General features: G+C 66.4%; 17 protein-coding genes. 15 read left to right on the top strand and 2 right to left on the bottom strand.

The features are described 5' to 3' along the window. Positions 1-58 precede the first annotated feature (58 nt). Positions 59-1,228, top strand: a complete 1,170-nt coding sequence (locus E6C48_RS14895; protein WP_136358553.1) for a serine hydrolase domain-containing protein — start codon at positions 59-61, stop codon at positions 1,226-1,228. Positions 1,229-1,234: 6 nt separating this feature from the next. Here E6C48_RS14895 and E6C48_RS14890 read toward each other — a convergent pair whose 3' ends face one another. Then, entirely contained in the window at positions 1,235-1,813 is a 579-nt protein-coding gene (locus tag E6C48_RS14890) for a TetR/AcrR family transcriptional regulator (protein ID WP_136358551.1), read from the bottom strand. A 200-nt stretch (positions 1,814-2,013) separates the two neighbouring features. Between E6C48_RS14890 and E6C48_RS14885 the strand changes: the two genes are divergently transcribed. The 10 genes from E6C48_RS14885 (at position 2,014) to E6C48_RS14840 (ending at position 13,657) form a co-directional block, all read left to right on the top strand. Continuing rightward, positions 2,014-2,517, top strand: a complete 504-nt coding sequence (locus tag E6C48_RS14885; protein WP_136358549.1) for a (2Fe-2S)-binding protein — start codon at positions 2,014-2,016, stop codon at positions 2,515-2,517. After that, the gene (locus E6C48_RS14880; RefSeq protein WP_136358547.1) at positions 2,514-3,572 is read left to right on the top strand and encodes an FAD binding domain-containing protein; all 1,059 of its coding nucleotides are present in this window, start codon (positions 2,514-2,516) and stop codon (positions 3,570-3,572) included. The genes E6C48_RS14885 and E6C48_RS14880 overlap by 4 nt, the downstream gene beginning before the upstream one ends. After that, positions 3,562-5,832, top strand: coding sequence for a xanthine dehydrogenase family protein molybdopterin-binding subunit (locus tag E6C48_RS14875; RefSeq protein WP_136358545.1), 2,271 nt, complete (start codon positions 3,562-3,564; stop codon positions 5,830-5,832). Before E6C48_RS14880 ends, E6C48_RS14875 begins: the two co-directional genes overlap by 11 nt. A gap of 132 nt (positions 5,833-5,964) precedes the next feature. After that, a complete protein-coding gene (locus tag E6C48_RS14870; protein ID WP_136358543.1) occupies positions 5,965-7,176 on the top strand; it encodes an ROK family transcriptional regulator in 1,212 nt (403 codons plus the stop codon). Next, complete coding sequence (locus E6C48_RS14865; protein ID WP_230978775.1) at positions 7,173-8,435, top strand: M20 family metallopeptidase; 1,263 nt, start codon at positions 7,173-7,175, stop codon at positions 8,433-8,435. The genes E6C48_RS14870 and E6C48_RS14865 overlap by 4 nt, the downstream gene beginning before the upstream one ends. A gap of 38 nt (positions 8,436-8,473) precedes the next feature. Beyond that, entirely contained in the window at positions 8,474-9,535 is a 1,062-nt protein-coding gene (locus tag E6C48_RS14860; RefSeq protein ID WP_136358541.1) for a substrate-binding domain-containing protein, read from the top strand. Positions 9,536-9,591: 56 nt separating this feature from the next. Next, positions 9,592-10,656 (top strand): substrate-binding domain-containing protein, encoded by a 1,065-nt coding sequence (locus tag E6C48_RS14855; RefSeq protein WP_330998606.1) that lies wholly within the window; start codon positions 9,592-9,594, stop codon positions 10,654-10,656. A gap of 43 nt (positions 10,657-10,699) precedes the next feature. After that, complete coding sequence (locus E6C48_RS14850; protein WP_136358539.1) at positions 10,700-11,677, top strand: ABC transporter permease; 978 nt, start codon at positions 10,700-10,702, stop codon at positions 11,675-11,677. A 10-nt stretch (positions 11,678-11,687) separates the two neighbouring features. After that, the gene (locus E6C48_RS14845; RefSeq protein ID WP_136358537.1) at positions 11,688-12,887 is read left to right on the top strand and encodes an alanine racemase; all 1,200 of its coding nucleotides are present in this window, start codon (positions 11,688-11,690) and stop codon (positions 12,885-12,887) included. 11 nt (positions 12,888-12,898) lie between these two features. Further along, positions 12,899-13,657: an ATP-binding cassette domain-containing protein gene (locus E6C48_RS14840; RefSeq protein ID WP_136358535.1), complete on the top strand. Its 759-nt coding sequence runs from the start codon at positions 12,899-12,901 to the stop codon at positions 13,655-13,657. 31 nt (positions 13,658-13,688) lie between these two features. Here E6C48_RS14840 and E6C48_RS14835 read toward each other — a convergent pair whose 3' ends face one another. Further along, a complete protein-coding gene (locus tag E6C48_RS14835; RefSeq protein WP_230978774.1) occupies positions 13,689-15,038 on the bottom strand; it encodes a glutamine synthetase family protein in 1,350 nt (449 codons plus the stop codon). Between the two features lie 248 nt (positions 15,039-15,286). On the opposite strand from E6C48_RS14835, the gene E6C48_RS14830 reads away from it, so the two are divergent. The 4 genes from E6C48_RS14830 (at position 15,287) to E6C48_RS14815 (ending at position 19,674) form a co-directional block, all read left to right on the top strand. Beyond that, complete coding sequence (locus E6C48_RS14830) at positions 15,287-16,258, top strand: sugar-binding transcriptional regulator (RefSeq protein ID WP_168734546.1); 972 nt, start codon at positions 15,287-15,289, stop codon at positions 16,256-16,258. Positions 16,259-16,301: 43 nt separating this feature from the next. Further along, positions 16,302-17,747 (top strand): ABC transporter substrate-binding protein, encoded by a 1,446-nt coding sequence (locus E6C48_RS14825; protein ID WP_136358528.1) that lies wholly within the window; start codon positions 16,302-16,304, stop codon positions 17,745-17,747. A gap of 140 nt (positions 17,748-17,887) precedes the next feature. After that, positions 17,888-18,811: a carbohydrate ABC transporter permease gene (locus E6C48_RS14820; RefSeq protein ID WP_136358526.1), complete on the top strand. Its 924-nt coding sequence runs from the start codon at positions 17,888-17,890 to the stop codon at positions 18,809-18,811. A 5-nt stretch (positions 18,812-18,816) separates the two neighbouring features. Next, positions 18,817-19,674, top strand: coding sequence for a carbohydrate ABC transporter permease (locus E6C48_RS14815; RefSeq protein WP_136358524.1), 858 nt, complete (start codon positions 18,817-18,819; stop codon positions 19,672-19,674). The last annotated feature ends 3 nt before the right edge of the window (positions 19,675-19,677 follow it).

Here is a 19,677-nt window from a genome sequence, read left to right as displayed (position 1 = left end):
GGGCGGGAACACGGCGTATCCAATGGATACGGCGACTCGGGCACGGAGAGGACCTTCGATGACAGGCAGCACGGCCTTCCAGCAGAAATTCGGCTTCCGTCGCGACGAAGTCACCCTCGCCAATTGGCGCACGGCGCCGTTCAACCGCTGGGCCTTCCAGAACGTCGCCGAGATCGTACCGAGTGTCGTCCAGACCTACGGGCAGGCGCAGGACGAGGCGCCCGCGGACCCGGCCGGCATTTTGGACAGGAAGGTTGCGTCGCTGGATGGAGCGCCGACCGTGCAGGCGTTTCTCGAACGCACGCACAGCGATGCGCTGGCTGTCATGCGGCGCGGCGAGTTCGTTGCCGACTGGCAAGCTCCGCATACGCGCTTCGGCGCACCGCATCTCGCTTTCTCGATCAGCAAGTCGCTGACGGCCATCGTCGCCGGCATCCTCGAAGGCGACGGGCTGCTCGATCCTGAAGCGCCGGTGGTGACCTACGTGCCGGAGGCGGCGAACTCCGCCTATGGCGATGCCACGGTGCGCCATGTGCTGGACATGACCGTCAGCCTCGATTTCGAGGAGGCCTATCTGGACCCCGAAAGCGTGTTCGCCCGCTATCGCCAGGCGATGCTGTGGAACCCCGGCGGAAACGGGGAAAGCCTGCTTGACCTGCTGTGCGATCTCAAGCGGTTGCCTGGCCCGCATGGCGAGGTCTTCCGCTATCGCTCGCCCAACTCGGACATGCTGGGCGTCATCGTGGAACGGGCATCCGGGCAACGGGTATGCGACCTCATGCGGGAACGCCTGTGGGGACCCCTCGGCATTCGCGGCACGGTGGCCGTCACAGTGGATCGCCAGGGTTATGCGCGCACCGCCGGCGGCGTGTCTATCAGCCCGCGCGACCTTGCGCGCGTCGGCGAGATGATGCGGCAGGACGGCGTTGCCGGCGGCAAGCGCATCGTCGCCGAAAGCTGGATTCGCGACACGACAACCGCCGGCAGCCGCGATGCCTGGCTGGTCGGCGATTTCGTCAACCTCCTGCCGGAAGGGCGCTACCGCAACAAATGGTATCAGAGCGGCAAAGGCTGGTTCTGCGGCATCGGTATCCACGGCCAATGGGTGGTCGTCGATCCGGCGACCGAGACCGTCGTCGTCAAGATGGCCTCACAGCCGGAACCGGTCGACGATGATATGGACCGCGAAAACGTCGCCTTCTTCGAGTGGCTGTTCACGACCGTCTGAGCACGATCAGCGCTTGCGCAAGCCGTCGACGAAGACGTCGACAAGGCGCAGCGCCGCCGGCTGCCAGTCCGCGGTGCCTTGCGAATAGAAGATGCCGAGAAGCGTGCGCAGCAGGTCTTCCGGCGTAATGTCGGCGCGCAGTTCGCCTGCGGCGACGCCCCGGCCGAGCAGCAAGCCTACGGCCTCGGTCAGGCGCTCGAAGGAATAGGCCTTGAGCTCCGAGGAACCGTGCGCGACCAGTTGCAGTCCCTGGATCATGCCTTTCTTGGCGGCGACCAGCCGCACGTTCGCGTGCAGCCATTGCCGCAGGGCCTCGACCGGATCGGGCTCGAAGGAAAGCAGGCCCGCGAGATCGGCAAGGTGATCGACCTCGTGCCGGTATACGGCCTCGAACAGCGCCTCGCGCGTCGGGAAGTGGCGATAGAGCGTGCCGATGCCGACGCCCGCCCGGCGCGCCACCGCTTCCAGGCTCGCCTGCGGCCCGCCCGTGCTGAACACATGGGTCGCCGCTTCCAGCAGAAGCTCGCGGTTGCGCAGTGAATCCGCGCGCGGCTTGCGCCTTGTCTTTACGGTTTCCTGTCCCATTTGTTCAGAACGTGCTCTTTCCCTCTTGATAAACGGAGGCATCCTCCGTATAAATAACAGATACCGGGGAAACGCACAAAGGCACGCATTCCCGGACAGGGCCGACGAACGTCCGCGTCAGTATCCTTCCCGCGCCCGCACCTCGTGCCGTCTTCCGGCGGCTTGGATTCATACACCACAGAAACTGAATGGAGTACAACATGGCTCTCTCCATCAGCCTTTCCGTCAATGGTCAGCCGCGTGACGTCGAACTCGACGATCCGCGCGTCACGCTGCTCGACCTGTTGCGGGAGCGGCTCGTTCTGGCCGGCACCAAGAAAGGGTGCGACCGCGGCCAGTGCGGCGCCTGCACCGTGCTTGTCGACGGACGGCGCATCAACTCCTGCCTGGTTCTGGCCGCCAGCCTCGACGGCGCCGAAGTCACGACCATCGAAGGCCTGGCCCAGGGCGAGACGCTGCACCCGGTGCAGGCCGCCTTCATCGCGCATGACGGTTTCCAGTGCGGCTATTGCACGCCGGGCCAGATCATGAGCGCCGTCGGCCTGATCGCCGAGGGGCATGCCGGCGACGATCCCGAGCGCATCCGCGAGCTGATGAGCGGCAACATCTGCCGCTGCGCCGCCTACAAGGGCATCACCGAAGCCGTTCTCGAGGCGCAGCAGACGCTTGCCGGCGCGGACTCGAGCCGGAGGGACGCGGCATGAACCGCTTCGACTATATCCAGCCGGCCAGCGTGGCCGAGGCCATTGCTGCCGTCTCCGAACCGGGTTCGGTCTATCTCGGCGCCGGTACCAACCTGCTCGACCTGATGAAGATCGGCGTTTCGCGGCCGCAGCGCGTCGTCGACATCACGCGTCTGCCCGGCCTCGACCGTATCGATTGGCTGCCGGACGGTGGCGTAAGGATCGGCGCGCTGGTGCGCAACTCCGACCTCGCCTATGACGAACGCTTCGCAAAAACCTTCCCGGTGGTTGCCGAGGCGCTGCTGTCGGGCGCATCCGCACAGCTTCGCAATGCCGCGACCGTCGGCGGCAACCTGATGCAGCGTACGCGCTGCGCCTATTTCCAGGACCTTGGCAGCGCCTGCAACCGGCGCGTGCCGGGCTCGGGCTGTGATGCGCTGGGCGGCCAGAGCCGCCTGCATGCGGTGCTCGGCTGGAGCGAGCACTGTATCGCCACCCACCCGTCCGACTTCTGCGTGCCGCTGGTGGCGCTCGACGCGATGGTCGAGGTGGAAGGGCCGCGCGGCACCCGCGAGATCGCGCTGGATTCGCTGCATGCCCTGCCGGGCTCCACGCCGGAACAGGAAACCACGCTGGCAGCCGGCGAATTGATCGTCGCTTTGCGGCTGCCGGCGGAAGTTGCATCCTTCGCGGACAACGCCCGCTACCTGAAGCTGCGCGAGCGCACCTCCTATGCTTTCGCCGTGGTATCGGCGGCGGCGGCGCTGGAGATGGAAGGCGACACGATCCGCGCCGCCCGCATCGCGCTCGGCGGCGTCGCCGCCAAACCCTGGCGAGCCCGTGAGGCGGAGGCGTCTCTGGCCGGTGCGAAGCCGACCGCTGAAGCTTTCGCCGGGGCGGCGGAACTGGCGCTCGCCGAGGCGCGGCCTTCAGGTGCCAACGCCTTCAAGATCGAGCTGGCACGCCGCATCGTCGCCCGTGCGTTGAATTTCGCGCTGGCAGGGACGCCGCAGGAAATGCCGGCCCTGCCGGCCTCGCCCTTCTCCACCAATCCCGGAGCGTACCATGTCGCCTGAAAACGCTGCCTCTCCCCTCCAATACGGCCGGGCGGGTTCCAATGCCGGCCAGCCGTTGACGCGCCGTGACGGCCTGCTCAAGGTCACCGGCCGCGCCACCTATGCCGCCGACAACCATCCCGACGGTGTGCTCTACGCCGTAGCGGCGGGCGCCAGCATCGCGCGCGGCCGGGTAACGAGCCTCGACGTCGCCGCGGCTAAAGCGCATCCCGGCGTCGTCGAGGTGCTGACGCCGGCCAACCGGCCGCCGCTGGCCCACGACCCCGACGAGAAGATGCCGCCCTTCGGTTTCCGCGTCGACGTGCTGCAGGACGACACCGTGCGCTACGTCAACCAGCCGATCGCCATGGTGATCGCCGAGACGCTGGAAGCGGCGACGGAGGGGGCTGCCCTGCTCGATCCGCATTATGAGGTGGAAAGCGCAGCCGTCGACCTGGAGAGTGGCGAGCGCTTTGCCCCGGCTGCCGTCGGCGTCGGTGCGGCCGCTCGAACCGCCCATGGCGATGTCGAGGCCGGGCTTGCCGAAGCCGTCCGGGTCACCGAGGTCGATTACGAGACGCCGCCGCAGTACCACAACGCGATGGAACCGCACGCGGTCGTCGCCGAATGGGACGGTGACCGAGTGACGCTCGACATGCCCAACCAAGCTTTGGCGCTGAGCGCTGCGGCTTATGGCGCCTATTTCGGCATTCCGGCCGAGAACGTGCTGATCCGCTCACCCTTCCTCGGTGGTGGTTTCGGCTCCAAGGCGATCCTCAACGGGCCGCAGATCCTCACCATCCTCGCTGCGCGCATGCTCGGCCGCCCGGTCAAGCTGGCGTTGCCGCGAAAGCAGATGTTCGGCCCGGTCGGTCATCGCGGCCGGACCTGGCAGAAACTGCGTATCGGCACCGACGGCGAGGGGCGGATGACCGCGCTGCACCATCATGCGCTCGCCGAGACATCTACCTTCGACGACTTCATCGAACCGTCCGCGAACATCGCCCTGCCGCTCTACGCGGCACCCGCCATCCTGGCCGAGCACGAGGGCCTGCGCCTCAACGTCGGCACGCCGGGGCCGATGCGCGCGCCGGGCGCGGCGTCCGGGTCGGCGGCGCTGGAGGCGGCGATCGACGAGGCGGCAGAGGCCTGCGGCATGGACCCGCTCGCCTTCCGGCTTGCCAACTACGCCGAGACGGAGCCGGGAACCGGCCGGCCGTTTTCCTCCAAGACGCTGCGTGAATGTTACGCCGAAGGTGCGAAGCGCTTCGGCTGGTCCGGCCGTCCGCTGGAGCCGCGCCGCATGCGCGACGAGAACGGCTTCCTCGTCGGTTGGGGCATGGGCACGGCCGTTTTCCACTGCCCGCATTTCCCGGCCGAGGCACGCGCTACCTTGCGCGCCGACGGCACGGCACTGGTGGAAACCGCCGGCGCCGACATGGGGCAGGGCGCCTGGACGGCGCTCGCCCAGATCGCCGCCGAGGCGCTCGGCCTCGATCCGAGCCAGGTCGAATTCCATTCGGGCCTGTCGAACCTTCCGGACGGCGGCGTGGCCGGCGGCTCCGGCCATACCGCCAGCGCCGGGCTTGCGCTCCACAAGGCCGGCGGGGATGCCATCGCCAGCCTGGCGGAGCTTGCCACCGCCGATGCGGCGTCGCCGCTGTTCGGCGCCGGCAACATCGGCGTCGTGGCGCGGGAGGGCCGGCTGTATCGTCGCGACGACGAGACGCGCAGCGACAGCTATGCCGATATCCTGAAGCGCGCCGGTCGCGCGCAAATCGTCGGCACCGCCAAGGCGGCGCGCGACCCGGCGGTCGCCTCGGCCTATGCGATGTTCTCGCACGGGGCGGTCTTTGCCGAGGTGAAGGTCGATCCCGATCTTGGCCAGGTGCGGGCGACGCGGCTGGTCGGCGCCTTCGCCGCTGGACGCATCATCAATCCGCGCCTGGTGCAAAGCCAGTACTACGGCGGCATGATCTGGGGCGTCTCCTTCGCCCTGCACGAGGAGGCGGTCACCGATCGCCGCACCGGCCGCATCATGAACGCCGACCTTGCCGAATACCATGTGCCGGTCAATGCGGACGTGCCTTCGGTCGAAGCCATCCTGATCCCGGAGGAGGACGCCCACGTCAATCCGCTCGGCGTCAAGGGCGTCGGCGAGATCGGCATCACCGGCACGGTGGGCGCCGTCGCCAACGCCGTCTGGCATGCGACGGGCGTGCGCGTCCGCCGCTTTCCCGTCCGCATCGAAGACCTCGTTGCCGGCCGCGCGGCGGGCTGAGCCGCCGCATCAGGTTCTTTTGCGCAAGGGCTCCCGGCGCCACCGGGAGCCCTTTTTCACGTGCAGAAGCACGATTGACAGTTTACCCGTCTCTTAATAAGTTCGGTAACAGAACGAATTAAAGAGGGTGCGGTGAACGACAGCCTGAGCATCTCCCGGAAGTTCTCGCAGCGCTCCGTCATGGAGGCCATCGTTCAGGGCGGTCCGATCTCGCGGGCGTCGATCGCCAAGCAGACCGGCCTGTCGAAGCAGACCATCTCCGAAATCGTGCGTACGCTCGAACAGGAGGGCTGGGTGCAGGAGACCGGCCGCACCAAGGGTCATGTGGGCCGCACCGCCGTGACCTACGAACTGGTCTACGATGCCGCCTATATCGTCGCCGTCGACCTTGGCGGCACCAAGGTGAGGGTGGCGATCACCGATCTCGCCTGCCAGATCTTCGGCGAAGAGATGGCGCCAACCGATCCGCGTGGCGGCCAGTTCGTCGTCGACCAGATCGTCTCGCTGGCCTTCCGGGCCGCCAAGGCGAAGGGGGTTTCCCGCGACAGGATCCGCCTTGCCGTGATCGGCGTGCCGGGAGCGCCCGACAGCCGCACCGGACGCGTGATGCTGGCGCCCAACATCGCCGGTTTCGACAGCATGGATGTCGCCGGTTCCCTCGCGCGGGCCTTCGGCTTCGACGTGATCCTGGAAAACGACGTCAATCTCTCGGTGATGGGCGAAAACTGGCTGGGGCAGGGACAGGGCATCGACGACCTCGCCTATGTCGCGCTCGGCACCGGCATCGGCAGCGGCCTGATGGTCGGCGGCCACCTCGTCCGCGGCGCCATCAATGCGGCGGGCGAGATGGGGTTCCTGCCGCTGGGCGCCGACCCGTTCGAGCCGGAATCGCTGCGCTCCGGCGCCTTCGAGCGCGTCGTCGCCTCGCACGGCATCGTCGAGCGCTATGCCGTCCTGTCGGGCAACCGTCTCGGCGTCCCGGCCATCTTCGACAATGCCAATGCCGGTGAGGCCGCCGCCGCCCAGGTCCTCGACGAGGTTGCGCGCAATCTGGCGCGCGGCATCGCCGCCATCGCGGCCATCGCCAACCCGCAAAAGATCATCCTCGGCGGCTCGATCGGGTTGCGTGCGGAGATGCTGGCCCGCGTCAAGGCGTTCCTGCCGCAATGCTTCCCCTATCCGGTCGACGTCGAAACCGGAACGCTCGGCGCGCGCGCGGCCATCGTCGGCGCCGCCGCCATCGGGCTCGGCCAGTTGCACAACACCCTGTTCGGCGTCGATGCGCCCGACGGCCGCATCTCGCTGCCGCCTGCCGATGTCGGCGCCTTGCGGGAGGCAGGATGATGCCGGCCCGCGACGACCTGATGCCGCGCCTGCGCCAGGCCCTCGACCGCGAGGACGCGCTCGCCCTTTGGCGCGGCGCGATCGGACGCGAGAGCATCACCGGCAACGAAGCCAATTTCGTCGCCTATCTCGAACAGCAGATGCAGGCGCTTGGCCTTGCCGGCCTGACGACGGCGGAATTTCTGCCGGGCCGGCCCAACGTCTGGGCCGAACGCAAGGGTGCCGGCGGCGGTAAGCGCCTCCTGTTCATCGGCCACACCGATACCGTGCATGTCGACGGCTGGCGCGAGCACTGGGCCGGAACCGAGCGTGAGGACCCGTTCGCCGCGCCGATCGTCGACGGTGCGGTATGGGGGCGCGGAGCGGGCGACCTCAAGGCGGGCATCAGCGCCTCGCTGGCGGCCCTGAAGCTGCTCGACCGCGCCGGCATCCGGCTGGCCGGAGACGTCTCCTTCGCCTTCGTCGGCGACGAGGAAAGCGGCCAGCCCGGCACCGGCGTGTCGGCCGGGATCAAGCATTTCGTCGGCGCCATCGAGGTAGGCGAAGTCGCGAAGCCAGATTTCGCCGTCTATGTCGAGCCGACCCGGCTTGCGGTCTATCCGGCACAGATCGGCTTCTTCATCACCGACATCACCATCACCGGCAAGTCGGCCTATTTCGGCGTCCCGGAACTTGGCAAGGATGCGCTGCGGGCCGCCCATGCGGCCATGACGGCGCTGTGGAGGCATTCCGATGCGGTGGCGGCGCGTACCGACCATCCGCTTGTCGGGCGCGGCTTCCTGCTCGTCACCGGGCTTGCGGGCGGTGGCTACATCGCCGTGCCGGAGCGCTGCACGCTGTCGCTGATCCGCAAGCTGCTGCCCGGCGAATCTCTCGACACGGCGGCGGCCGAAATCGAGAAGACGGTGCGCGAAGCGATCGCCGATCCCGAGATCAGGGTCGAGTTCGCCTATCCGGCCGGGCGCGACCATCCGCTTGGCGGCACCGCCGCCGAGATCGATCGGGACGCGGCGGAGGTGCGCATGCTGTCGGCCAGGATGGCGTCGGCCATGGCCGGGCGGGGCGCGATCGAAGGCGCGCCTTTCTGGTCGGAGACGCCCTTCTTCGTCAACCGCCTCGGCATACCGGCCGTCTATTGCGCGCCTGGCGATATCCGCAACTGCCACACCCACGACGAGCATGTGGACGTGGAGGAATACCTGGCCGGCATCGTCGGCTTCGCCACCTTCATGGCCGACTATTGCGGCACCGTTGCATGAACCATCGACAGTCCAAGCGATCCAAGGGAGGAACCGCCATGTTGTTCAAATCCATCCTGACCGCCGCGTTCGCGGCCGGTCTTTCACTGGCAGGCAGCGCCGCCTTCGCCCAGACGGTCGGCCCGTTCGGCGAGACCGCCACGCCGAGCGCCGAGGTCAAGCTGACCGATGCCGACATCGCCGCGCTGAAGGACAAGAGCTACAAGGCGGCGCTGCTGTGGCATACGTCGTCCGATTTCACCAACGCGGTTTCGGCCGGCGCCAAGGACGAGTTCGCGCGGGCCGGCGTCACCATCGCCGTGACCACTGACGCCCAGTTCGACGCCGCACGCCAGCGCAGCGACATCGAGACGGCGCTGGCCGCCAGGCCGAACGTCATCCTTTCGCTGCCGCTCGACCCGGTGACCTCGGCCGAGGCCTTCCGCCAGGCGGTCAAGGATGGCACCAAGCTCGTCTTCCTGTCCAACGTGCCGCAGGGCTACAAGCAGGGCACCGACTACGCCTCGATCGTCACCGACGATCTTTTCCAGATGGGCAAGCAGGCTGCGGATGCGCTGGCCAAGGCCATCGGCGGCAAGGGCACGGTCGGCTACATCTTCCACGACGCCAGTTACTACGTCACCAACCAGCGCGACCAGGCGTTCAAGTCCACCATCGAGAAGAACTATCCCGACATCAAGATTGTCGCCGAGCAGGGCATTTCCGACCCGGCGCGCGCCGAGGAACTGGCGAGCGCCATGCTGCTGCAGCATCCCGATCTCGACGGCATCTATGTGACCTGGGCGGAACCGGCGGACGGGGTCCTGTCGGCGCTGCGCGGAGCCGGCAACACTAAGACGAAGATCGTCACGCTGGATCTCGCCGAGCCGGTGGCGCTGGACATGGTCAAGGGCGGCAACGTGGCGGCCCTGGTCGCCGACAAGGCCTATGAACTCGGCCGCGCCATGGCGGCGGCCGGCATGAAGGCGCTGCTCGACCAGCCGACCCCTGCCTTCGTCGTCGCTCCCGCACTTACGGTGACCAAGGAGAATGTCGCCGAGGGATGGAAGGAATCGCTCAACCGCGACGCGCCGCAGTCGGTGCTCGACGCGGCGAAGTAATGCAGCCACCCGGCGGCGGCCGTCGCCGCCGGGCCGATATCAGGTTGGAGGAAATCATGAGAACGATGTTGAAGAGCCTTGTCGCGCTGGCCAGCCTGACGGTGGCTACCACCGCTTTCGCCGCCGACGGTGCGACGACCGGACCGCATGGCGAGACGCCGACACCCGCCGCCAGCCTGACGCTGACGCCGCAGCAGGAAGATGAGATCAAAGCCAGCAAGTTTACCGCCGCTCTCGTCTGGCATGAGATGAGCGAATACACCAATGCCGTCAACAGCGGCGCCCATGACGAGTTCAAGCGCCTCGGCATCGAGGTCGTCGCGCAGACCGATGCCGGTTTCGACGCGGCGCGCCAGAAGTCGGACGTCGAGACAGTGCTGGCCAAGAAGCCGTCCATCATCGTCTCGCTGCCGGTCGATCCGGCGACGGCCGCGGCCGTGTACGACCCGGCGCGTGCCGCCGGCGTCAAGCTCGCCTTCGTCGACAATTCGCCGGCCGGCTACGAGCAGGGCAAGGACTATGTGACGATTGTTTCCGACGACCTGTTCCAGATGGGCAACAAGGCTGCCGTCGCCATGGCCGACGCCCTCGGCAAGAAGGGCAAGGTCGGCTATATTTTCCACGACGCCGATTTCTACGTGACCAACCAGCGCGACGGTGCCTTCAAGAAGACCGTCGAGCAGGACTATCCGGACATGAAGATCGTCGCCGAGGCCGGCATGGCCGATCCCGCGCGCGCCGAGGAGATCGCGCAGGGCATGATCACGCAGAATCCGGATCTCGACGGCATCTACGTCACCTGGGCCGAACCGGCGCTCAGCGTGCTGTCGACCCTGCGGGCCGCCGGCAACAGCCATACCAGGATCGTGACGCTGGACCTCAACGAACCGGCGGCGCTCGATATGGTCAAGGGCGGCAACGTCGCCGCGCTTGTGGCCGACGAAGCCTACAATATCGGCGTCACCGTGGCGCGCGCGGCGGCCGGCTCGCTGGTGGGCCAAGAGGTGCAGCCGTTCCTGGTGGTCGATTCGCTCGCCGTCACCAAGGACAACGTCGCCGACGGCTGGAAGAAGTCGCTCAACAAGGATGTTCCCGCAACCGTCGCCGACGCGATGAAATAGTCAGCGGGGCGTTTCTGCCCCGCTCTCCTTCGGAGGAAGATCGATGCCCATCGCCAATGCCGGCGCCGCGGACCGGACGGGCGGCTTCGCCAGCCGCTTCAACCTGCAGCAATATGTCGTCTATCTCGGCTTCCTGGCGATCTTCCTTTTCTTCGCCGTGGTGCTGAGGGACAGCGGCTTCCTAACCGTCCGCAACCTGTCCAACATCGTGCTGCAGACGGCGCCGGCCACGATCATGGCGATCGGCCTGGTGTTCGTGATGGCGGCGGGCGAGATCGACCTGTCGATCGGCTCGATCGTCGCGGTGGCGGCGCTCGCCGCGGCGGTGACGATCAACGCCTACGGCCTGGCGCCCGGCGTGCTGGCCGGGCTCGGTGCCGGGCTGCTCATCGGTTTCGTCAACGGAGCGCTCGTCGCCTATGTCAAGCTGCCGTCCTTCCTGGTGACGCTGGCGACGATGGGCCTGTTTGCCGGCGTGTCGCGCTCGATGACCAATTTGCGCTCCATTCCGGTGACGGATTCGACCTTCACTGGCTTCTTCGGCTCGGGTTCCCTCCTCGGCGTCCCCTCGCTGATCTGGTGGACCGTCATCGCCGTCGCCGTGGGCCATCTCGTCTTTCGCGAAAGCCGTTTCGGCGCGCATGTGCTGGCAACCGGCGACAATGCGCGCGCCGCCGCCGTTTCCGGCATCAGCGTGCCGCGCATTCGGCTGGCCGTGCTGACGATCAGCGGCGGTCTCGCGGGGCTGGCCGGCCTGCTCTATGCGGGTCGGCTGCAGGCGGCGAAATACACGCTGGGCGAGACGGACCTGATGACCGTCATCGCCGCCGTCATCGTCGGCGGCACGCTGCTCAACGGCGGCAAGGGCTCCATCGTCGGCGCGCTCGTCGGCTCGCTGATGATGGGCATGCTCAACAACGGCCTGATCCTGATGGGCCTTTCCGTTTCCGACCAGATGATCGTGCGCGGCCTCATCATCCTGGCTGCGGTCGCCGTCTCGCTGCGCGAAAAGAACCGCTGAGGAAGGTTTCATGTTTCTCGATATCCTGCGTCGCCGTAATCCGGCCTTCGTCGAGGCGGCAATGGCCTTGCACCAGCAGGGCAGACTGCCGGCCAACGCCTATGTGATCGACCTCGACACGGTCGAGCGCAATGCCCGCGTCCTCAAGGAGGAGGCCGACCGTCATGGGCTCAAGGTGTTCGCCATGACCAAGCAGGTCGGGCGCTCGTCGTCCTTCTGCCGGGCGCTCATGCGCAGCGGCATCGATCGTGCCGTGGCCGTCGACATGGCCTGCGCCCGCGCCACGCACAAGGCGGGCCTCAGGCTCGGCCATCTCGGTCATCTCCAGCAGGTGGCCCGGCACGAGGCGGCTGCCGCCGCCCAGGCCTTCCAGCCCGATTACTGGACCGTGTTCAACGAGACGAAGGCCGTGGAGGCCGGCGCCGGTGCCAAGACCGCCGGCTATACGCAGGCTCTGCTCGCGCGCATTCAGGCCGAAGGCGACATCTTCTATCGCGGCCACGAGGGCGGCTTTGCTGCCGACGGCATCGCTGCCGTCGCCGACAGGCTGGACGCGGTGGACGGAGGCCGCTTCGCCGGCATCACGACGTTCCCGGCTCTGCTGTTCGACCACGAGAGCCGCAAGGTCAAGCCGACGCACAATCTGGCCACCCTGACGAAGGCGGCTGACGCTCTGGCGAAAGCCGGCCGCAAGGATGTCGAGATCAACGCGCCGGGCACCACCTCCAGCGTCATGCTGGCGGCGCTGGCCGAGGCCGGCGCGACCCAATGCGAACCCGGCAACGGCCTGCACGGCACGACTGCGCTGCATGTCATGGAAGACCTGCCGGAACTGCCGGCGGTGCTCTACCTCACCGAAGTATCGCATCTTTCCGGCGGCAAGGCTTACTGCTTCGGCGGCGGCTTCTACATCGACCCCATCTTCCCCGCATATGACGTGAAGGCGATCGTCGGCGCCGAGCCGACGACGGCGGCCGCCGCCCTGCGAAGCGTCGAGGTGCCGCCGCCCTCGGCCATCGACTATTATGCGATGATCGACGCCGCCGGCCCGACGACGCCGAAGCCTGGCGACACCGCCGTGTTCGGCTTTCGCGGCCAGGCCTTCGTCACCCGCGCTTATGTCGTCGGCGTCTCCGGAATCTCGACCGGCGCCCCGAAGGTCGAGACCATCGAGAACGCCTTCGGCGAACCTTACGCCTGGCCGGTCTAGGAGGTCATGCCATGCCCGCCAATGCGATTTCCACCAATGTGCCGGTCCTGCAACTCACCGACATCCGCAAGACCTTCGGCGGCATCACGGCCATCGAGAAGTTCTCGCTCGACGTCCATCCGGGCGAGATCGTCGCGCTGGTTGGCGACAACGGTGCCGGCAAGTCGACGCTGATCAAGATCGTCTCCGGCGTCCATCCCCCGACGTCGGGGAGCATTGCCATCGACAACGAGATCGTGGCGATGTCGAACGCCACGATGGCGCGTGCGCGCGGCATCGAGGTCGTCTACCAGGACCTTGCCCTGGCCGACCAGCAGAGCGTCTACATGAACATGTTCCTCGGCCGCGAGCCGGTGAACCGCTTCGGCCTGCTCGACCGCCGCAGGATGATCGCCGAGACCGAGCAACTGGTGAAGGAACTGGATGTCCGCATTCCTTCCGCCCATGCCACGATCCGCGACCTTTCCGGCGGCCAGCGGCAGGGCGTCGCCATTGCCCGCGCCACCCATTGGGCAAGCAAGCTGATCCTGCTCGACGAGCCGACGGCCGCGCTCGGCGTCGCCGAAACGGCGAAGGTCGAGGAGATCGTGCTGTCGCTCAAGTCGCGCAATATCGGCGTGCTGATCATCAGCCACAGCCTCGATCAGGTGTTCCGGCTTTCCGATCGCATCTGCGTTTTGAGGCGCGGCAGGCAGATCGGCGTGCGCAAGACGGCCGAAACCGACAAGAACCAGATCGTCGCCATGATCACCGGTCTTCAGGAACACTGACGCTGCCGAGGTCGATGGCCCGTCGCGCCGCTCAGACAGTCTCCAGGTAGGTCTGATATTCGAAGGTCGTCACCCGCTCCGAAAACGCCTCCATTTCCTGACGCTTGCAGTCCACCATCATCTGCTGGAGCGTCCGCGAGAAAATCTTCGGGATCGCGAGGCCATCCTCGAAGGCGTCCACCGCCGATGCCCAGTCCGGGGGAATGTCGGGAAGATCGCGCGAATAGGCATTGCCGACGATCGGCTCGGCCGGCTCCATGCGGGCCTCGATGCCTTCCAGCGCGGCGCCCAGGATGGCGGCCAGAACGAGATAGGGGTTGGCGTCGGCGCCGGCGACCCGGTGTTCGATGCGCCTTGCCTTGGGGCTGCCGCCGGGAATGCGGATCGCCGTCGTGCGGTTCTCGTAGCCCCAGGCAGCCGCGGCCGGCGCGTGCATGCCCGGCCGCAGCCGGCGGAACGAGTTCATGTGTGGTGCAAACAGCAGTGTCGATTCCGGCATCATGGCCAGCAGGCCACCGACGGCATGGCGCATCATGTCGGAGCCTCTGTCCGTGCCGTCGTCGAAGACGTTGCGGCCGGTGCCGTCGACAAGGCTGAAATGGACGTGCAGGCCGCTGCCGGCCCGCTCGCCGTAGGGCTTGGCCATGAAGGTCGCGGCAAAGCCGTGCTTGCGCGCGATGCCGCGCACCACGTCCTTGAACAGCATGGCGTCGTCGGCGGCCTTCAGCGGGTCGGCGACATGCACCAGATTGATCTCGAACTGGCCGGGGCCGTTCTCGGCGATCGCCGAATCGGCGGGAATGTCCTGCGCCGCGCAGGCTGCATAGATATCGTCGAGGAAGCGATGGAAATGGTCGAGCTCGCGGATGGCCAGCACCGAATCGGAATCGAGCACCTTGCCGGACACCGGCGAGATCGGAGCCTGCGGCCGGTCGCCGGACGGATCGACGAGGTAGAATTCAAGCTCGGTGGCGACGACGGGGGTGAGGCCGCGGGCGGCGTAGCGGCCGGCGATAGCGGCGAGCGCACGTCTCGGGTCGCCCGGGAATGGGCTGCCGTCCTCGGTCGCCATCCACAGCGGGATGAAGGCCGTCGGGCGCGGTGTCCATTCGATCGGCAGAGGGCCACGCCCCGTCCAGGCGCAGATGCCGTCGGCGTCGCCCGTCTCGAAGACCAGCCGGCCGCCGACGATGTCCTCGCCCCAGATGTCGATGCCGGCGATGGAGACGGGCATGCGCAGGTCGCCTTGCAGGACCTTGGCAGCCTGGGCGGCGGGAATGCGCTTTCCGCGCGGAATACCGTTCAGGTCGAAGATGGCAGCACGCAAACTCGACACTTCAGGATGGCCTCTGAGCCATCCGACAACTTCTGAAGCAGACAAGATATACCCTCCGGGGAGAACTCGTCCCATATATTTGGGGTCTCGGTCAAGCTGGGGCGACGAATGTGTCGCCGACCAAAGCGGATTTGCGCCGGCGGCATCCTCCTCGCTCCCGGACATCACGCTGTCGATAGCCCCGCACCGCTTTCACTTCTCGTTGGGTGCCCTTCGCGGGGTCTTGACAGGTTGAAGCTGCAATGCAAAATTTTGCATCAAGTGAAAAAAATATCACGAGGGAACCTGGCGTGGTGGTGGCTGCGGGCAACTCCATACGGGATGACGAGGCGAGCATCGCCACGCGCGCTGCCTGGCTTCACTATGCCGGTGGGCTGACGCAATCCGAGGTCGCAAGGCGCCTCGGCCTGACCGGCCTCAAGGCGCATCGCCTGATCACCAAGGCCAACCAGGACGGCCTCATCAAGATTTTCGTCGACGGCGACGTTTCCGAATGCGTCGAGCTCGAAAGCCGGCTGAGCGAACGCTTCGGCCTCGACTATTGCGAGGTCGTTCCCGATTTCGATCCCGATGCTCTGCCGCTCAAGGCGCTCGGCATTGCCGGCGCGCGCTACCTGAAGCGCCAGATCGAAAACGGCGAATACGCCATGGTCGGCGTCGGCCACGGCAGGACGCTGGCGGCATGCGTCGAGCATCTGCCGCGCATGGCGGCTGGCGGCACCAGCTTCGTCTCTCTGCTGGGCGGGCTGACGCGCAAGTTCGCCGCCAACCCGCACGACGTGATTCACCGGCTGGCCGAGCGCACCGGCGCGGAGGCCTACGTCATGCCGGTTCCGATGTTCGCCAACACCGAACAGGACCGCGAGGTTCTGCTGGGCCAACACGGCGTCGCCGACGTTCTGGAACTTGCCCGTTCTTCGGGCCTTGTGCTGGCCGGTATCGGCACGGCCGAACCGGAAGCGTCGCTGGTCGCCACCGGCATGGTCGCCCGCAGCGAGATGGACGAAGTCAAGCGCATGGGCGGCGTCGGCGAACTGCTCGGCCACTTCTTCGACAAGGAGGGCAAGCCTTTCGAAACCGGCCTGTCCAAGCGCGTGCTGGCGCTTTGTCGGGAGGATCTGAGGCGCTTGCGCATCGTCGCCGTCGCCGGTGGCGTCATCAAGATACCTGCGGTCCTGTCTGTGCTGCGCAGCGGCAACCTGGCGGGGCTGATCACGGACGAGCGCACCGCGCGTGCGCTGATGGAGGGAATGCCGGTCGGGTAGCCGGCGACGCGGTACAGGTGGAACTACCCGGGAGGAACGGCAGATGTACGAGAAAGAAAAAGGTCTGATCGACGCCTTCGTGCGTCAGCAAGTCGACCGCCGTGAACTGCTGCGCAGACTCGGCGCGATGGGCATCACGGCCGGTGCGGCCGGCACCTTGCTCAACCTGGCACAGACCAGGGCATGGGCCGCCGACTTCGACTGGATGGCGCACAAGGGAAAGAAGCTGAAGCTTCTCTTGAACAAGCATCCCTATGCCGATGCCATGATCGCCAATCTGCAGGCGTTCAAGGATTTGACAGGCATGGACGTGACCTACGACGTTTTTCCGGAGGACGTCTATTTCGACAAGGTCACAGCCGCCCTGTCCTCGGGGTCGAGCGAATACGACGCCTTCATGACCGGCGCCTACATGACATGGACATACGGTCCGGCCGGCTGGGTCACCGACCTCAACGAATGGATCAAGGATCCAGCCAAGACCAACCCCAACTACGCCTGGGACGACTTCCTGCCCGGCGTGCGCAAGTCGTGTGCCTGGAACGGCAAGCCGGGCGGCGAGCTCGGCTCCGACGATGCCAAGCAGTGGTGTATCCCCTGGGGCTTCGAGCAGAACAACATCACCTATAACAAGACGATGTTCGACAAGGTCGGCGCCACCGTGCCTGGCAATCTCGACGAGTTGCTGACGACGGCGGCGAAGCTCACCAAAGATGTCGGCGGTGGTGTCTACGGCATCGGCGTGCGCGGCTCGCGCTCCTGGGCGACGATCCACCCCGGCTTCCTGTCGGCCTACGCCAACTTCGAGCAGAAGGACCTGAACGTCTCCGCCGACGGCAAGCTGTCGGCGGCGATGAACACGCCCGAATCGAAGGAATTCCACAAGAAGTGGGTCCAGATGATCCAGGAGAGCGGCCCGAAGAACTGGTCCACCTACACCTGGTATCAGGTCGGCACCGATCTCGGCGCCGGCGCTTCGGCGATGATCTACGACGCCGACATCCTCGGCTACTTCATGAACGGCGGCGACAACAAGATGGCCGGGCAGCTCGCCTATGCCGCCTTCAAGGCCAACCCGGCCGCGAAGGCGCCGACGCCGAACATCTGGATCTGGTCGCTGGCCATGTCGAGCTATGCCAAGGACAAGGACGCGACCTGGTACTTCATCCAGTGGGCTTCGGGCCTGGATCACGCCATCTTCGGCGCCACCAAGATGGACTTCGTCAATCCGGTCCGTCAGGCGGTGTGGAAGGAAGAGGCGTTCCGCGACAAGCTCAACAAGAGCTATCCCGGCTATGTCGATATGTTCGACGTCTCGGCACCCGGCGCTTCGATCAAGTTCACGGCCCAGCCGCTGTTCTTCGATCTGACCACCGAATGGGCCGCCACGCTGCAGAAGATGGTGGCCAAGGAAGTGCCCGTCGACGAAGGCCTGGACGCGCTCGCCCAGAGCATCGACGGCCAGCTCAAGGAGGCCGGCCTCGGCTAGTGTCGCGCGGGCCGCGGATGCCTGTGGCGTCCGCGGCCTGAACAGTCAAAGCGACCGCTTCGGCAGTCGCAGGCTGCCGGTCCGCCGTCCTCTCCCTGCGGCCGGACCGGCAGCAATTTCAACCGTGGAAGATCGAGGCCATGCCCGCCGTTGTTCCCACTGCCCGGCGCCGGAGCGGATTGCGCATCAGCAAGCGGGCGCTTCCCTATGTGCTCAGCCTGCCGGCGCTGCTTGTGTGCATCGGCATTCTGGTGCCGTTCTTCGCGGCCGTCCTCTACTCGTTCCAGCGCTATCGCCTTAGCCAGCCGTGGAACCGGCAGTACAACTGGGGTGAAAACTACCTCAATTTCTTCACCGATCCGGGTTTCTGGAACACGCTTCGCGTTTCCCTTGTCTATGCCGGTTCCACCGTGGTGCTGGAATTGCTGCTCGGCCTCGGCATCGCGCTGCTTCTGCAGAAGCGCACCCGCCTCAACAATTTCATCTCCATCATGCTCCTTATGCCGCTGATGACGGCGCCGGCGCTCGCAGCGCTGATGTGGAAGCTGATGACCAATCCCGGCTTCGGCGTGCTGAGCTATCTCGCCGGCCTGGTGGGATTGCAGGATTTCCGCTGGGCCTCTTCGCCCTCGACCGCCCTGTTCACCGTCGTTCTGGTCGACATATGGGTCTATACGCCCTTCATCATGATCCTGCTCCTGGCCGGGTTGCGCAGCCTGCCGACCCAGCCCTTCGAGGCGGCGGCGCTCGACGGCGTGCCGCGCAGCTTCGTCTTCTTCCGCATCACGCTGCCGATGCTGATGCCCTACATCCTGACGGCAACCCTGTTCAGGCTGCTCGATTCCATCCAGCAATTCGACATCATCTACGCCATGACGCAGGGCGGCCCCGGCGACACGCTGACGGTGTTCCAGGTCGAGGCCTATCTGAACTTCTTCCAGTCGACCAATGTCGGGCGCTCGGCGGCCCTTTTGATGATCCTATGGGTGATCACCTATTTCCTCTCCTTCGTCTTCATCAAGAACTGGTTGCGGTTGCGCGAACGGGCGCGCGGCGAGGCTTAGGCACGATGGAACACACATCCCTCATCGAACGCATCCTGCGAGGCATCGCGCTGGCCCTGGTGGTCGTCTTCTTCATGTTCCCGCTGCTCTGGATCTTCCTCATGTCGTTCCAGACCAATGAGACGATTCTGAGCATACCGCCGCAGCTGTTCTTCACGCCCACGCTGCAGAACTACACCGCGCTGATAACCGGCAAGCTGACCAGCGCCGCCGGCACACTCGACATCGCCTTCATGCGCAACCTGTGGAACTCGGTGTTCCTGTCGGTGACGTCGGTAGCCGTCTCGCTGCTGCTCGGCGTGCCGGCCGCCTACGCCTTCGCCCGCCACAAGTTCCGCGGCTCGGAGGACATCGCCTTCACGCTTCTGTCCTTCCGCTTCGCGCCGCCGCTGCTGGTGCTGCTGCCGCTGACGCTCTACTTCCAGCAACTCGGTCTGGCGAACACCTATTTCGGGCTGGTCTGGGTCTACCAGCTCATCTGCCTGCCGCTCATCCTGTGGATCGTGCGCGGCTATTTCGAGGACATATCGGCGGACGTCGAATACGCCTATCGCATCGCCGGCCATTCCTGGTTCGCGACCTTCCGCAAGATCGCCCTGCCGCTGGCGGGACCGGGCATCGCCGCCGCCGGCCTGCTGGCCTTCATCTTCGCCTGGAACAATTTCGTCTTCGCGCTGGTGCTGGCTTCGGCGGACAAGCAGCCGGTGACGGTCGGAGCGCTTGCCTTCGTGACGGCTTCCGGCATCCAGTACGGCCAGATCGCGGCGGCGATCGTGCTGTCGATCGCCCCGACCCTGGCGCTTGCTCTCTACGCGCAGCGCTATCTGGTCGAGGGCCTGTCGCTCGGCGCGGTGAAGGGGTAGGGC

The sequence above is a fragment of the Ollibium composti genome (assembly GCF_004801285.1).
GTDB classification, from domain to species: domain Bacteria; phylum Pseudomonadota; class Alphaproteobacteria; order Rhizobiales; family Rhizobiaceae; genus Mesorhizobium; species Mesorhizobium composti.
The sequence above is the reverse complement of the archived record's forward strand: the minus strand, read 5'-3'. Positions and strand labels throughout refer to the sequence as shown.

Coding starts and splice junctions, on each gene's coding strand:
- E6C48_RS14895 (WP_136358553.1), top strand. CDS start 59: ATGACAGGCAGCACGGCCTTCCAGCAGAAATTCGGCTTCCGTCGCGAC.
- E6C48_RS14875 (WP_136358545.1), top strand. CDS start 3,562: ATGTCGCCTGAAAACGCTGCCTCTCCCCTCCAATACGGCCGGGCGGGT.
- E6C48_RS14825 (WP_136358528.1), top strand. CDS start 16,302: ATGTACGAGAAAGAAAAAGGTCTGATCGACGCCTTCGTGCGTCAGCAA.
- E6C48_RS14845 (WP_136358537.1), top strand. CDS start 11,688: ATGTTTCTCGATATCCTGCGTCGCCGTAATCCGGCCTTCGTCGAGGCG.
- E6C48_RS14850 (WP_136358539.1), top strand. CDS start 10,700: ATGCCCATCGCCAATGCCGGCGCCGCGGACCGGACGGGCGGCTTCGCC.
- E6C48_RS14820 (WP_136358526.1), top strand. CDS start 17,888: ATGCCCGCCGTTGTTCCCACTGCCCGGCGCCGGAGCGGATTGCGCATC.
- E6C48_RS14880 (WP_136358547.1), top strand. CDS start 2,514: ATGAACCGCTTCGACTATATCCAGCCGGCCAGCGTGGCCGAGGCCATT.
- E6C48_RS14890 (WP_136358551.1), bottom strand. CDS start 1,813: ATGGGACAGGAAACCGTAAAGACAAGGCGCAAGCCGCGCGCGGATTCA.
- E6C48_RS14860 (WP_136358541.1), top strand. CDS start 8,474: ATGTTGTTCAAATCCATCCTGACCGCCGCGTTCGCGGCCGGTCTTTCA.
- E6C48_RS14865 (WP_230978775.1), top strand. CDS start 7,173: ATGATGCCGGCCCGCGACGACCTGATGCCGCGCCTGCGCCAGGCCCTC.
- E6C48_RS14815 (WP_136358524.1), top strand. CDS start 18,817: ATGGAACACACATCCCTCATCGAACGCATCCTGCGAGGCATCGCGCTG.
- E6C48_RS14840 (WP_136358535.1), top strand. CDS start 12,899: ATGCCCGCCAATGCGATTTCCACCAATGTGCCGGTCCTGCAACTCACC.
- E6C48_RS14885 (WP_136358549.1), top strand. CDS start 2,014: ATGGCTCTCTCCATCAGCCTTTCCGTCAATGGTCAGCCGCGTGACGTC.
- E6C48_RS14855 (WP_330998606.1), top strand. CDS start 9,592: ATGAGAACGATGTTGAAGAGCCTTGTCGCGCTGGCCAGCCTGACGGTG.